Annotated in this window: 14 protein-coding genes and 1 riboswitch; of the genes, 6 read left to right on the forward strand and 8 right to left on the reverse strand. The window is 71.9% G+C overall.

Annotation, left to right across the window (positions count from 1 at the left end; all coding sequences use genetic code 11):
* Window position 1: 1 nt before the first annotated feature.
* Both GPA10_RS31480 and GPA10_RS31485 read left to right on the forward strand, forming a co-directional pair.
* A complete protein-coding gene (locus tag GPA10_RS31480; protein WP_157168412.1) occupies window positions 2-1,861 on the forward strand; it encodes a TerD family protein in 1,860 nt (619 codons plus the stop codon).
* Between the two features lie 375 nt (window positions 1,862-2,236).
* Complete coding sequence (locus tag GPA10_RS31485; protein ID WP_157168413.1) at window positions 2,237-3,487, forward strand: helix-turn-helix domain-containing protein; 1,251 nt, start codon at window positions 2,237-2,239, stop codon at window positions 3,485-3,487.
* A 288-nt stretch (window positions 3,488-3,775) separates the two neighbouring features.
* On the opposite strand, the gene GPA10_RS31490 is transcribed toward GPA10_RS31485, so the two are convergent.
* The 8 genes from GPA10_RS31490 to GPA10_RS31525 form a co-directional block, all read right to left on the reverse strand.
* Window positions 3,776-4,066, reverse strand: coding sequence for a DUF6355 family natural product biosynthesis protein (locus GPA10_RS31490; RefSeq protein WP_343041539.1), 291 nt, complete (start codon window positions 4,064-4,066; stop codon window positions 3,776-3,778).
* Window positions 4,067-4,289: 223 nt separating this feature from the next.
* Complete coding sequence (locus GPA10_RS31495) at window positions 4,290-4,925, reverse strand: MmcQ/YjbR family DNA-binding protein (RefSeq protein WP_246260146.1); 636 nt, start codon at window positions 4,923-4,925, stop codon at window positions 4,290-4,292.
* A gap of 10 nt (window positions 4,926-4,935) precedes the next feature.
* Entirely contained in the window at window positions 4,936-5,730 is a 795-nt protein-coding gene (locus GPA10_RS31500; protein ID WP_157168414.1) for an ABC transporter ATP-binding protein, read from the reverse strand.
* Complete coding sequence (locus tag GPA10_RS31505; protein ID WP_425505845.1) at window positions 5,727-6,788, reverse strand: FecCD family ABC transporter permease; 1,062 nt, start codon at window positions 6,786-6,788, stop codon at window positions 5,727-5,729. The genes GPA10_RS31500 and GPA10_RS31505 overlap by 4 nt, the downstream gene beginning before the upstream one ends.
* 7 nt (window positions 6,789-6,795) lie before the next feature.
* Entirely contained in the window at window positions 6,796-7,848 is a 1,053-nt protein-coding gene (locus tag GPA10_RS31510) for an ABC transporter substrate-binding protein (protein ID WP_343041543.1), read from the reverse strand.
* Window positions 7,849-7,974: 126 nt separating this feature from the next.
* Window positions 7,975-8,159: riboswitch (cobalamin riboswitch) on the reverse strand.
* 13 nt (window positions 8,160-8,172) lie between these two features.
* Window positions 8,173-8,628 (reverse strand): VOC family protein, encoded by a 456-nt coding sequence (locus tag GPA10_RS31515; RefSeq protein WP_157168415.1) that lies wholly within the window; start codon window positions 8,626-8,628, stop codon window positions 8,173-8,175.
* Window positions 8,625-9,530: an AraC family transcriptional regulator gene (locus GPA10_RS31520; protein WP_157168416.1), complete on the reverse strand. Its 906-nt coding sequence runs from the start codon at window positions 9,528-9,530 to the stop codon at window positions 8,625-8,627. Before GPA10_RS31520 ends, GPA10_RS31515 begins: the two co-directional genes overlap by 4 nt.
* Before the next feature lie 138 nt (window positions 9,531-9,668).
* The gene (locus tag GPA10_RS31525; protein WP_058850427.1) at window positions 9,669-10,028 is read right to left on the reverse strand and encodes a hypothetical protein; all 360 of its coding nucleotides are present in this window, start codon (window positions 10,026-10,028) and stop codon (window positions 9,669-9,671) included.
* A 167-nt stretch (window positions 10,029-10,195) separates the two neighbouring features.
* Here GPA10_RS31525 and GPA10_RS31530 point away from each other — a divergent pair, with 167 nt between their 5' ends.
* From GPA10_RS31530 to GPA10_RS31545, 4 genes are all read left to right on the forward strand, one after another.
* Complete coding sequence (locus tag GPA10_RS31530; protein WP_058850426.1) at window positions 10,196-10,564, forward strand: arsenate reductase family protein; 369 nt, start codon at window positions 10,196-10,198, stop codon at window positions 10,562-10,564.
* Window positions 10,565-10,831: 267 nt separating this feature from the next.
* Window positions 10,832-11,878, forward strand: a complete 1,047-nt coding sequence (glnII, locus tag GPA10_RS31535; RefSeq protein ID WP_058850425.1) for a glutamine synthetase — start codon at window positions 10,832-10,834, stop codon at window positions 11,876-11,878.
* Window positions 11,879-12,287: 409 nt separating this feature from the next.
* Window positions 12,288-12,914 (forward strand): winged helix-turn-helix domain-containing protein, encoded by a 627-nt coding sequence (locus tag GPA10_RS31540; protein ID WP_157168418.1) that lies wholly within the window; start codon window positions 12,288-12,290, stop codon window positions 12,912-12,914.
* 138 nt (window positions 12,915-13,052) lie between these two features.
* A complete protein-coding gene (locus GPA10_RS31545) occupies window positions 13,053-14,054 on the forward strand; it encodes an NAD-dependent epimerase/dehydratase family protein (RefSeq protein WP_157168419.1) in 1,002 nt (333 codons plus the stop codon).
* The last annotated feature ends 199 nt before the right edge of the window (window positions 14,055-14,253 follow it).

The following is a 14,253-nucleotide window of genomic DNA, read 5'->3' on the forward strand; positions in this document are numbered from 1 at the left end:
CATGGTTTTGCTGTCGTCGCAGCGGAAGTGGCCCACACTGGCCGACTACTTTCACGACTGGGCACTGGTGGATGTCGAGACCTCCGGGCTCAGGCCGGGGCACGACCGCATCCTGTCTCTCGCTGTCGTCACCCTGGACGGGCACGGTCGGCAGACAGGCGAATTCTCCACGCTCCTCAATCCGGGCTGCGACCCCGGCCCGGTGCACATCCACGGCCTCACCCCAGCCAGGCTCTCCGGCGCACCTGTCTTCGAGGACATCGCCCCGCAGGTGGCGGCACTTCTGAGCAGCCGTGTCCTGGTCGCCCACAACGCGCAGTTCGACTACGACTTCCTGGCCCACGAGTTCGCCCGCGTTCGTTCATGGGTGCCCGTGAGCAGACGTCTGTGCACCCTGTCCCTCAACCGTCTGGTGGCGCCCGCGACACCCGACCTCAAACTGGGCACTCTCGCCGCGCACTATGGCGTGCTCCAAGAGCAGGCCCACGATGCTCGCGACGACGTACGGGTGCTCTCCGGCATCCTGCGCGGTTCACTCGACGCCGCCGAGCAGTTGGGCCTGCCCCTGCCGCTCCTGGACTGTCCCCCGCGTCAGGACTACAAGCCCTATGTGCCCAAGACCCCATGCGCCTATCGCAATCCGGGCCGTCTGGAGACGGGCGGGAGCCTGACCCAGGGCATGAAGGTCGCCATCACCGGTGAGACACAGGTGTCCCGCGCGGAACTCGTCGCCCGTTCGGTAGCCGCGGGACTGAACGTGATGACCTCGGTCAGTGGTCTGACCAGCGTCGTGGTGACCAACGACCCCGGTGCCGCTGCCGGCAAACTGCGGCGCGCCGCAGCCGAGGGTGTCCCCCTCGTGGACGAGCCGACCTACCTGCGGCTGTTGGACGATGTGCAGCCCGGCCAGGTCAAGGGCACGGTCCGTGTCAGCGCCTCGCCGAGTGCCACGAGGCAGTTGAGTGGAGCCGCGGAGCCCGTGCAGACGCCCCCGCAAACCGCTTCCGCGTCGGGGGTCCCCGCACAGCGCACCGCCGTCCCCGTGCCCACGGAAGGTCAGCCGCTGGCCGGACGCCGAGTCCTGGTCCTGGGGGGAACTCACGACGAGGCCGTGGCGGCGCGCGCTCGTGCACTCGCCCTCGGCGCCTCCGCGGCAGTCAACCTCTCAGCCAGCGTCTCCGACGTCGTGGTCCTCACCGGCGGCGACACGGACCGGCGCCTGAGCCGTATCGCCTCCCTCGGTCTGCGCGTACACGATGGTGGCTGGCTCCTCGCACCCACGACCGCCACAGCGCCCACGCCGACGGAGAGCACGGCCGGGAACCCGGCGGGCACCGAAGCCGTACTGGTCCGAGGAGCCGTCGTCGATCTGCCTCAGCCCGACGCGGCCTGGACGGTGGCCGCCACATGGGGCCAGCACGCTGCCTGTGACGTGGACGTCGTCGCCTTCGCGCTCGACGAGCGTGAACGGGTGGCAGGTGACGAGGACTTCGTCTTCTACGGTGCGCCCGAACACCCGGACGGCACCGTGCGGCTCGCCTTGGAGGGCCCTACGGAGCAGGCCATCATCGCCGATCTGGGATGTCTGCCACTGGAGGTCCACCGGATCGTCGTCGCCGCCGCGATCGACGGCACCGCTACATTCTCCGACGTCGGCGCCATCGAGATCACCGCCGTGTGCGGGATCGGAGCAGCCCCGACGGCCCGCGCCACTCTCGACGCTGCCACCACGGAACGCACCATGATCCTCGCTGAGCTGTATCGCCGAGGCGACGGCTGGCGACTGCGCGCTGTCGGGCAGGGCTACGACCACGGGCTCGGCGACTTGGCCCATGGCTATGGCGTCGACATCGCCGGTTGACCGGTAGGCCCGGCTCTCGGTCCAGGTGGTCACAGCCGAGACCGCCTCCGCACGCAGTGCGGGCAACCGCACGGCGGGTAGGCGTCCCGTAGGGGTGGCATCAGGGCGCCCGTGGTGTCCACCCGCTTCGTTCCCGAGTCTGATGTGATCGTGCCGTCTCTGGCCACTCGGTAGATCCTCATCGTCATGCCGCTTCCGAAGTTCGCGTCGGAGGAGTCGTCGGGGGGCGTACTCGCTGACATGCAGGCCTGCTCTCTCGGGTTGGCAACCCCGAGCGTCTCGTCGCGTTCGCCGGGGTCTGTCCACGAAGACCCTTACGGTGGACACGCGCCGCTCCCATCCCACGGCCCTATGGGTCCGCCCTATATTCGGGACATGGACAGGGAACCCGCCCTCGGCCCGTGGTCCCATCCGCAGTTGCTCGCGGCGCTGGGCGGGCAGGACTGGGCAGCGGTTCTGCGTACGTACAGGAAGCTCACCGGTCTCAGTCAGACCAAGGTCGGGGAGCTCGTGGGGCTCGCCCAGTCCGATGTCTCCGACATCGAGCGCGGGCGGCGGCAGGTGACCTCCAGCGAGGTGCGGGCGCGGCTCGTAGGAGGCCTCGGGGCGCCCGATCAGCGGGGGGACGGGGCAAGGGCGCACGGTGCCGCGCCCGTCGTCGGGCTCGCCCTTTCCGGGCCGGGGCCCGACGAGGACCTGTTGGCCCGGGTCGCGAGCGTGGTCGACTCCCACAGCCGGGTGGACGCCGACACCCTCGACTGGCTGGACCGGCTCCTCGCCGAGCACCGTCGGGCCGAAGACGTGCTCGGGTCGCGGCCGCTCGTCGGCGTGATGCGTCAGCAGTTGCGTACGGTCGTCGACATGTACGCGAGCGCCCGCGGCCCCCTCGCGGACCGAGTCGTACGGCTGGCCTCCGAACACGCCCAGTTCCTCGCCTGGATGGCCCAGGACCAGGACCAGACCGCCGCCGCACTCGCCTGGTACGACCGCTCCCACGAATGGGCGCTGGAGGCGGGTGACGCCGACATGGCGGCCACGACGCTCAACATGAAGGCGCATCAGGCGTGGTCCAAGGGGCGCGCCACCCGGTGCGTCCGCCTCGCCGAAGCGGCCCGCTGGTCCTGTCCGGGTACATCCCTCGGTGTGCGGGGCATGGCCACACAGATGGCCGCCCGAGGACACGCCCTCAAGGGTGAGGCTGACGAAGCGCACAGGCTCCTCGACGAAGCGCAGGCGATCATGAGCCGTGCTGCCGAGCACCCCGAGGACGAACCGCCGTGGATGTATTTCTACTCGCCGAACTGGTTCACCTTGCAGCGCGGCATGGCGACGCTGCACCTGCACGACTGGAGTGCGGCCGTGGACCAGCTCACAGCCGGGCTCTCCGCGATGCCGGACGAGTACCGGCGTGACAAGGCGTGGTTTCGCACCTGCCTCGCGCACGCGCTCGCGGGGGCAGGCGAGACCGGCCAGGCTCTCGCCGTCGCCATGGCCGTCGTACCCGACGCCGCGGCCGTCGGGCGCCCCCACTCGTGGAACGAGCTGCACACCACTGCGGTCGTCCTCACGCGGCGGTCCCCCGCGCGGGGACGGCAATTGGTCGCGGCGCTATGTGCCTTCGACTGAACCTCGGTCCTCGGGCCTCGCGCCGAGAGGCGCGGCCGAAGCCGTTCAGCTGAAGTCCGCCGCATGGTCGGCCGCCCAGGCCGCGAACGTGCGTGCCCGGTGGTCGGTCAGTTGCTCGACGGTGTCGTTGACGGCTGTCGGCTTGTCCGCCGCCGCACGGGGTGGCGGCGGCCGCGCGAGCCGTCCCGTCGGTGGTCACGGCGGCGGCCCGGGACGCGGCGTGCGCGTACCCGGGCCGCAGGAGGAGCCGCCCGCCGGCGGCCCCGCCTCCTCACCGTCGGTCGGTCGTCAGCACGTGCGGCCGGTGTAGTGCGCGCCCTGGATCTTGCTCGCCGAGCCAAGCCACGTCTTGCCGGGGCCCACACAGCGCTCGTAGTCAGCCTGCATCGCGACCCTGACGTGGATGACCACACGGGAGCCGTCCGACGTGCAGTGGTTGTAGAAGGCGTCGGATGCCGTCTCGTAGAAACCGCAGGGGTCCGCAGCCGCGGGCGTCGCTGTTGTGGTCACCATTCCGAGAGACGTGACGGCGAGGGCCGTGGCGGCGAGGGCGCTGGTCAGCAGGCGTCGAGCACGCACGGGAACTCCTTTGTCGGGCGGGGAGAGCTGGACTGGTGGACCGGTAGGGAGTACTTCGCCGACTTGGGTGTGCCTCGGGTCGGCGTTGCCTGAGGATCGCAGGCCCGGACCCGTGCGGGGCGCGCGAACGCCGTGGTGTTCACCCGCAGGATCGTTCCCTCTGCGCCGATCGGATGGATCTGTTCCGGTTACCGGCCCGGCGGGGATCCCTTTCTGCTTCCGGCTACGCCTCGGTGGGGGCGGTCCGTATCTCTGCGTTCGCTGTCTCTGCGTGCGCTATCTCTGCGTGCGCTGTCTCTGCGTGCGCTGTCTCTGCGTGCGCTGTCTCTGCGTGCGCTATCTCTGCGTTCATCCTCGCCGCCAGGCGTTTCGGCGCTTGCACGCAGTAGCTCTCCGTCAGGAGTTCCCTCACCTCGTCCCACTCCGTGGTGTCGTCCAGGCGCATGCCGACCACGTTCGCGCCCCACGACATCCGGAAGAACGGTGCCCCCGCGCTCGTCAGGGCCTCGAACTCCTCTCCGTGGGAGCGGAACGTGAGGGTCGTCGACAGGCCCGCCTCCGTCGTCATCGCTCGGGCCCCGGGTGAGGGCGAGCGGGTCAGGTCTGTGCGGTAGACGTGGGCGAAGGTCCGGGTGCGGATGCGCCAGCGGATGCCCGTCCACGCCGGTTCCTCGTACGCGTCGGGGAAGCTCAGGCACACGGCACGCAGGCGGGTGAGGGCGTCCGGCGGGACCTCGTCGTCCAGCGGTGCGTCGTCCATCGGCGCGTCGTGCGCGGGGTCCGTGGACTCTCCGCGGTCCGCGGACTCTCCGCGGTCCGTGAATTCGTCGCGGCCCGTGGATTCTCTGCTGCTCGTCATCGTCGAGAGTCTAGGAGCGCAGGAACCGCACCGACGGGTGGTCCAGCGGGTCGGCCGGGTCCGGCGGCGTGACCCGCGCCCGTACCCCGTACACCTCCGCGATCAGCGGCTCGGTGATGACGTCGGCGGGAGTGCCGTGCGCGTACGCCCTGCCCTCCTTCAGGACCAGGATCTCGTCGCAGAACATGGCGGCCAGGTTCAGGTCGTGCAGGGCGATCACCGTGGTCACGGGGAGACCCGCGATCAGGGTGAGCAGGTCCAGTTGGTGCTGGATGTCCAGGTGGTTGGTCGGCTCGTCCAGGAGCAGTTCGCGCGGGGCCTGGGCCAGGGCCCGCGCGATGTGGGCGCGTTGGCGTTCACCGCCGGACAGGGTGTGCCAGGACTGGTCCGCCCGGTCGGTCAGGGAGGTGCGCGCGAGGGCGTCCTCGATGGCCCGCTCGTCCTCGGGCGTGCCGCCCGACCACGGCCTGCGGTGCGGGACCCGGCCGAGCGCCACCACGTCCCGTACGGTCAGCTCGACCTGCGTCGTGGCGTGCTGGTCGACCACCGCGAGGCGGCGTGCCGTCGTCCTGCGCCCGAGCCGCGGCAGCGGTACGCCGTCCAGCGTGACCACGCCCGCCGCGGGCGCGAGCACCCCCGAAAGGAGGCGCAGCAGCGTGGACTTGCCGGAGCCGTTCGGGCCGAGGAGGCCGACCGTGCTGCCCGGCCGGGGCGCGAGGGTGATGCCGTCGACGATCAGACGGCCGCCCGCCCGGCGGGTGACCCGTTCCGCCGCCAGCCCCTCCGGCACCCCGTGCACCGTCATGTGACCTTCCTCGTCCGGTAGAGGACCACCACGAACGCCGGCACCCCGATCAGCGACGTCACCACGCCCACCGGCACCTCCTGCGGGTCAAGGACCGTGCGGGCCAGGGTGTCCACCCAGATCAGGAAGATCGCGCCCGCGAGTGCCGTCACCGGCAGCAGCCGGGGATGCCCCGCGCCCACCACCGCGCGGGCCGCGTGCGGCAGGACCAGGCCCACGAAGCCGATCGCCCCCGCGCTGCTCACCAGGACCGCCGTCAGGAGCGCCGTCGTGCAGAGCAGGACGGCGCGTACCCGGCCCACCCGTACGCCGAGGGTCGCCGCCGCGTCCTGGCCGAACGCGAAGGCGTCCAGGGTCCGCGCGTGCAGCAGCAGGACGGCCAGGGCGGCGGCCAGGACGGCCGCGCACAGCCACACGTCCGTCCAGCCCGTTCCGCTGAGCGAGCCGAGCAGCCAGAACAGGACACCGCGCGTCGTCTCCGCGTCGGCGGCGGTGAGGACGACGAAGGAGGTCAGCGAGGAGAAGAGCTGCATCGCGGCGACGCCGGACAGGATCACGCGGTCGGTGGTGTCGCCGAGGGTGTGGCTGAGGAGGAGGACCAGGGCGAAGGAGAGGACGGCGCCGACGAAGGCGCCCGCGGACACCGTCAGGACTCCCCCGCCGACCCCGAGGACCACCACGGCCACGGCGCCGGTGGACGCCCCGGAGGAGACGCCGAGCACGAACGGGTCCGCGAGCGGGTTGCGCAGGAGCGACTGGAGGACCGCGCCGCACACCGCGAGGCCCGCCCCGCACACCGCGGCGAGGACCGTGCGCGGCATCCGCAGGTTCCATACGATGCCGTCGCGGATCGGCGTCAGCTCCGGCTCGCCCCAGCCGAGGTGCGCCGCCACCGCCGACCACACGTCCGGTACGGAGATGTCGGCCGGGCCGATGGTGACGGCCACCGCGAGGGACAGGAACAGCGCCGCGAGTCCGGCCAGGCCGAGGAGGACACCCCGGAGCCGGGTGCCGCCACCACCCCGCTGCCGCCCGCCCACGGGCTCCGCACCCGTCACCGCGCGCTCACTTCGCCAGGCCGAACCGGCGAAGCCCCGCCGCGACCTGTTCGATGCCGTCGACGGTGCGGATCGTCGGGTTGAGCGCCTGGCCGCTGAGCAGGACGTACCGCTTCTTCTTCACGGCCGTGAGGTTCTTCGTGGCCGGGTTGGACTCCAGGAACGCGATCTTCTGGCGGGCGCTCTCCGCCGACTGGGACTTGCGGGTGAGGTCGCCGATGACCAGGACGTCGGGGTCGCGGTCGGCGACGGTCTCCCAGTTGATCTGGGGCCATTCCGCACGGGTGTCGGCGAAGGCGTTCTTCGCGCCGAGTTCGCGGGTGATGATGCCGGGCGCGCCGCAGCAGCCGGCGATGTACGGCGCCTCGGAGTTGGCGAACCAGTACATGACGGTGGCGTCGGAGGCGTCGACGGACCGGCCGGCCTTCGCGGTGCGCGCCTTGAGGTCCGCGATCAGTGCCTCGCCCCGCTCGCGTACGTCGAAGACCCGCGCGAGGTCGCGGATCTCGCCGTACACGGTGTCCATGGTGAGGGTCTCGGTACGGGTGCCGTCGTCGTCGCCCGCGTTGTCCTTGCCCGCGCAGTCCGTGGGCGAGACGTACACGGGCACACCGAGTTCGGTGAACTTGGCGCGGTCGGCGACGCCGCCCTTGCCGACCGTGTAAAGGAAGGACGCGCTGACGAAGTCGGGCTCCTTGTCGAGCACCTTCTCCAGCGACGGATAGCGGTCCGCGAGCCGCGGGACCTTCGCGTTCTCCTTCTCCAGGCCCTTCAGGACGGGGTCCGTCCAGGTGCCGGTGCCGACCATGCGGTCGGCGAGGCCGAGGGAGAGCAGGATCTCCGTGGAGCCCTGGTCGAGGGAGACGGCGCGCCGCGGCGGGGTCTCCACCCGGGTCTTCTCGCCGCAGTCGGTGAGCGTGACCGGGTAGCCGGGCGGTGCCTTGTCCGACCGCTTCGCGGACGAGCCGCCGCCGCACGCGGTGAGCAGGACGAGTCCGGCGCTCAGCAGCAGGGCGGCACCGGCACGTCCACGCCCCTGTACGCGGGTACGGGAGCGGATACGCGTGCGGAAGCGAATGCGGATACGCGTGCGGGTGGAATCTGTACGGCGGACGATCGGAGGCACACGTCTTCCCGAGTCTCAGGGCTCATGCGCGGAGCCTGGTCTGCGAAACCCCGCCGCCCATGGGGAACGGCGGTGCCAGCAGGTCTTCGGACTCGGGTTCGTCCGGGCGGGGCCGCCTTCCCAGGGGTACGGGCCCCCAGTGGCCGCTGGCCTCGCCCGTCCCCCTCACCGCTGCGCGTCAGTTCCGGACTTCCACCGGATTCCCCGACCCTGGTACGGGTACGACTGGCGTGCGCAAGCTATCACTCCGGACCGCCGTCACGGCTGGTCGGGGCGGGGTTCCCCGGGGTAGGTGCCGAAGGTCCACTTGTTGCCCTCGGGGTCGGCGACCCCGAACTCGCGGCTGCCGTAGGGCTGGTCCTCGATCTCGCGGAGCACCTTCACCCCGGCGTCGGTGAGCCTGCGGTAGAGGTCGTCGACGTGCGCCGTGACGACGTACGCGCCGAACGTGCCCGGCTCCAGGCAGTACTCGGTGCTCTTCGGGTCGTGGCTGCCGAGCATGACGCCGCCGCCCTCGGGCCAGTCGAGCTGGGCGTGGGCGACGCGGCCCTCGTCCTCGTGGACGGCGGTGCGCAGGAACCCGACCGTGCCGACGAGGAAGTCGATCAGGGCGGGGGCGTCCGCGGCCTGGAAGGTCGGCCACACGTCGGGGGCGCGGCGGCCTCCCGGGTCCGGTGCGGTGTACGTGTCCTGGGTGTTCTCGCTGGTGTTCATGCCCGCAAGTCTTCGCCGCCGCCGTACGCCCCGGCTTGGATATTCCGGCACTCCTCCGCGAGCCAGGCGGTCGGGCTCGCGCCCGTGTACTGCCGGAAGTCCCGTACCAGGTGGGAGTGGTCGTAGTACCCGCAGTCCGCGGCGATCCCGGCGAGGTCGGGGCGCGTGCCCGCGGCGACCGCCCGTACGGCGGCCGTCTTCGCGTGCTGGAAGCGCATCAGACGGGCCGCCTGTTTGGGGGTGACGCCGGTCTCGGCGCGGAACACCGCCGACAGGCGGCGCTCGCTGAGCGCGACGTGGGCCGAGAGGCCGCGCAGGGTGCCCGCGCCCCGGTGCCGGGCGAGCCAGGACCAGGCCTCGGCGACCTCGGGCCGTACCGCGCCCATGCGCTCGGCGGCGGCCGTGCGGCGGGCCAGGTAGCTGTTCAGGAGGGCGAAGCGGTCCTGCCAGGAGTCGAGTGCGCGCAGGCGTTCGCGGACGTCGGCGGCGACGCGGCCGAGGACGTCGGCGCCCTCGACGACGAGCGGTCCGGCGAGTTCGGCGGCGGGCAGACCGAGGAGCGCGCGGGCCGCGAGCGGGTGGACCGCCAGCTGGATCCCGGTCTCCCGCTCGGGCTGGACGACGTACGTGGGGCTCTGATGCAGGCCGCCGACGACGATGCCGGCGCACTCGGCGTCGGGTCCTCTCGCCTCGCCGGGGGTGCGGCCGGTGACGACGGGGCCGTCCAGGGAGAAGATCAGCGTCAGGTACGGGGACGGCAGGCCGCGGTGGAGTGCGGTGCTGTGGCCTTGTCTGCGGTAGCCCACGGCCGACACGACCGTGCCGCCGGGCGAGGGCGCGGCCCGCACGAACTCACCGGACGCGAAACCCCGCGACGCGGCGTCCTTTCCTGAAGAGCCCATACGGCCATTTCCTGAGGAGCCCATACGGCCATTGTGCGCGGGCTCCGCCGCCCCGTCGTCCCGCACGGCTGCCCCCCCGCGGGTGCCGTGGGCCCGTCCCGGCCCACGGCCCCGCGTACGAACCGGTCGCCCGGGTCGTCAGCGGCTGTAGCGCATCAGTGCCCGCACCATGTGGCACGTCGTGTCCGACGGCGGGTGGATGCCGACCGTCTCGGCCATGGTGCGGATCCGGACGTTGCTCGCCTGGTTCGGGACCAGGACGCCCGAGTCGAGCAGGGCTATGGCCAGGCGCATGGCCTTGAGGCGGCGGTTGTGGGTGATGTACCAGTCGCGGGGGCGGCCGGGGGGCAGGGGGCGCTTCTCCAGCGGGACGTACGGCACGTCGCAGAGCGTGGGGTGGTCCGGGCGCGCGGCGCGCGACGCACGCGAGGCACGCGCGGCGGATGTCGGACGGGAGCGGGTGGTCGCGGGCTTCGACGGCAGTGCGGCAGCGGGCACAGGCATCCTCCTGTCGCGGTTCAGGAACCCTCACGGGCCCCCTCGAACATTGCTTCCATTCTACGTGCCGGCACTGACAACAGCCGCTCCCGCAGCAGTCAATCTTCCCTGGCCAGAGGGGGTTTGAGGATCTGTGTGACGGATGGTTCACCGGTAACCTGTGCGCCATGGAGATCTGGATCAACCCCGCCTGTTCGAAGTGCCGCAGCGCCCTGACCCTGCTCGACGAGGAGGGCGCCGCGTACACCGTGCGCCGCTACCTGGAGGACGTGCCGACCGCCGACGAGATCCGGGACGTCCTCGACCGCCTCGGCCTGGAGCCCTGGGACATCACCCGCACCCAGGAGGCCGCCGCCAAGGAGCTCGGCCTGTCGGACCGCGCGCGCCGGCCGCGGGACGCGTCGGGGCGCGACGCCTGGATCGAGGCCCTCGCCGCCCACCCGATCCTCATCCAGCGGCCCATCATCACGGCGGACGACGGCACCGCGGTGGTGGCCCGCACGGAGGAGGCGGTACGGGACGCGCTCGCGCGCTGAGACGCCGCCCGAGCGACCGGTCGCACGGCGAGCGGGCCGTCACTTCACGCGAGCAGGCCGTCACATCGCACGGCGAGCAGGCCGTCACATCGCACGGCGAGCAGGCGGTCACTTCACGCGACGAGCAGGCCGTCACACCGGTAACACGGGGTTCACACACGGGCAACGGACGGGAAATCGCGTATTGACAGGCTCTGGACATCACCACGGACCGCAGCACCCGCACGTCTGCGCCGTACCGAGCGTCGAGCATCAAAGGATGAGCCCGTGACCTTCAAGGCTGAGTACCTCTGGATCGACGGCACCGAGCCGACGGCCAAGCTGCGGTCGAAGACGAAGATCCTGGCCGCCGACCAGCACCCGGCGCACGGCGCCGAGCTGCCGATCTGGGGGTTCGACGGCTCGTCCACCAACCAGGCGAAGGGCCACGCGTCGGACCGCGTGCTCAAGCCGGTGGCCCACTACCCGGACCCGATCCGTGGCGGTGAGGACATCCTCGTGCTGTGCGAGGTCCTCGACATCGACATGACGCCGCACGCGTCCAACACCCGGGCCGCGCTCGCGGAGGTCGCCGAGCGGTTCGGCGACCAGGAGTCGATCTTCGGCATCGAGCAGGAGTACACGTTCTTCAAGGGCGCCCGCCCGCTCGGCTTCCCCGAGGGCGGCTTCCCCGCGGCGCAGGGCGGCTACTACTGCGGCGTGGGCGCGGACGAGATCTTCGGCCGTGACGTCGTCGAGGCGCACCTGGACAACTGCCTCAAGGCGGGTCTCGGCATCTCCGGCATCAACGCCGAGGTGATGCCCGGCCAGTGGGAGTTCCAGGTCGGCCCGCTCTCCCCCCTCGAGGTCTCCGACCAGCTGTGGGTGGCCCGCTGGCTGCTGTACCGCACCGCCGAGGACTTCGACGTGACCGCGACCCTCGACCCGAAGCCGGTCAAGGGCGACTGGAACGGCGCGGGCGCGCACACCAACTTCTCGACCAGGGCCATGCGCGAGGGCCCCGACGGATACGCCGCGATCATCACCGCGTGCGAGTCGCTCGGCGAGGGCTCCAAGCCGATGGACCACGTCAAGAACTACGGCGCCGGCATCGACGACCGCCTCACCGGTCTGCACGAGACGGCCCCCTGGAACGAGTACAGCTACGGCGTCTCCGACCGCGGCGCCTCCGTCCGCATCCCGTGGCAGGTCGAGAAGGACGGCAAGGGCTACATCGAGGACCGCCGCCCGAACGCCAACGTCGACCCGTACGTGGTGACGCGGCTGCTCGTCGACACCTGCTGCGCGGCGCTGGAGAAGGCCGGCCAGGTCTGATCCGACCGACCGTCTTCAGGATCTGAGATCCCGGATCCCGGATAACGGATAACGGATCCCAGATCCCGGATCCCGCTCGGGGCGTCCACTTTCACGGTGGGCGCCCCAAAGGCGTTATGGAGATGTCCAGTTCAGGTCGGGGCTGCGTCATGGGTTCGTCCCAACGTGCGAGAGGAATCCGCCACCGCCGCACCCATCTGCTTCAATGGGGCCATGGGCAGCTTCCAGAACACCGCGACGGGTCGTCATGACCTCGAGCCTTTCTGGCCTTCCCGGCAGCATCACGACTTCGACCGGGTGTGTTGCCGCGCGCTGAACGCGCGGGCCCTCTGAAGCCGCATTCCCGGCCTCCGGCCTGACGCGCACGACGTACGTCCTCGACGACTCCTTAGCGCGAAAGAGCTGACTCATGGCGAACTCCCGTACCTTCTCCACCGCAACCGCCACCGCCACCGCCACCGCACCGGCAGGCGCCCGTGGCGGCGCCCCCTCGGCACGGGGCAGGCTGCGTGCCGTGGCCCCCGACGAGGTGGCCCAGGTCTCCGGCCTCGCCGACATCTCGGGCTTCCTGCCGCCGGGCGCGACCCTGCTGCCCGCGCCCCAGCACGCCCTGCCCACCCAGCCCGGACAGCCCCCGATGATCGGCTATCTGGTCCTCCTGCCCGCGGGCCAGGAGCGCCTCGCCACCGGCCCCGACGCCCCCGGGGCCGGGCCGCCCGAGGCGCCGGACGGCCGCGGCCCCGTCCACATCGACGCCGTACGGCGCTCCGCGCACGTCGAGGGGCAGGCGCTCGACCTCACGTACCTGGAGTTCGAGCTGCTCGCCCATCTCGTCGCGCATCCGCACCGGGTGCACACCCGCGATCAGCTGGTGACGACGGTGTGGGGGTACGGGCACGTGGGCGACGGGCGGACCGTCGACGTCCATGTCGCCCGGCTGCGGCGCAAGCTCGGTGCCGAGCACCGCAAGACCATTCAGACGGTGCGGCGGGTGGGGTACAAGTACGCGCCGCCGACGGCGCCTGCCGTCGGCTGACGCTTTCCGGCCCTGCGGTTCCCGCCGCTCTTCCGCGTCCGGCGCGTCCCGCGCACCCCGCGCACCCCGCGAAGGAACGGTTCTCCTGTTGGCGGAATCCGGTTCCCCCGTGACCGGCTCCGGCGGCAGCATCGCCCCATGAGACTTCTGATGTTGGGTGGTACGGAGTTCGTGGGGCGGGCCGTCGCGGAGGCGGCGCTCGCCCGCGGTTGGGACGTGACGGTCTTCCACCGCGGGCGGCACGCGGCGCCGGAGGGGGTGCGGGCCGTGCACGGGGACCGCACGACGGCCGAGGGGCTCGCGGCGCTCGCCGACGCCGACGACGGCGGCACGTGGGACGCCGTCGTCGACACCTGGTCGGGGGCGCCGCGGGTCGTCCGGGACGCGGCGCGGGTGCTCGCCGGGCGGGCCGGGCGCTTCGTGTACGTGTCGAGTGCCTCGGTCTACCGCTTTCCCGGGGCCGCCGGTTCCGACGAGTCGTACCCCCTGGTGGATGGGGACCCAGATGCCGACGCGGTGGCGTACGCGGAGGACAAGCGCGGGGGTGAGCTGGCCGCCGAGAAGGTCTTCGGGGCGGAGCGGGTGCTGCATGTGCGGGCCGGGCTGATTCTGGGGCCCTACGAGAACGTCGGGCGACTGCCGTGGTGGCTGGGCCGGGTCGCCCGGGGCGGGCCCGTCCTCGCGCCCGGCCCGCGCGACGCCGCCGTCCAGTTCGTCGATGTACGGGACCTCGCCGAGTGGACGCTGGACGCGGTGGCGGGCGGGCTCTCCGGTCCGTACAACGTGGTCTGCCCCGTGGGGCACGTCACGATGGGCGAGTTGCTCGAAGCGTGTGTGGACGTGGCCGGGGGGCCCGGGGTCGAGCTGCGGTGGGTGGCGCCCGAGGTGGTGGTCGACGCGGGGATCGCTCCCTGGGAGGAGCTCCCTGTGTGGCTGCCGCCCGGTGAGCTGTACGACACGCTGCACGACACCGCCGTGGGCAAGGCGGTGGCCGCGGGGTTGCGGTGCCGGTCCGTGCGGGAGACCGTGGCCGACACCTTTTTCTGGCTCCGGAGCCTTGGTGGGGTGGCGCCTCAGCGGTCCGACCGGCCTCGGAAGGGGCTTGATCCTGAGCGGGAGCGGGCGGTGCTCGGCCTGTAGGGCGGCCCGGGGGGTTCCTGGTGTCCGGGGTTCCGGGTGCCCGGGGTTCCGGGTGCCCGGGGCCCCGGGTGCCCTGACCGCCCACATCGACGTTGCCGCAGGGGTGGGCTGTGCCCACCCGTCCCGCCCTGCGGGACGATTGCCCACAGGGGTGGTGACCTGCGGTGCGATGGGGTGGGCAGCAACGGGCGGGTGGGAA

Source organism: Streptomyces typhae (assembly GCF_009755605.1).
GTDB classification, from domain to species: Bacteria; Actinomycetota; Actinomycetes; order Streptomycetales; family Streptomycetaceae; genus Streptomyces; species Streptomyces typhae.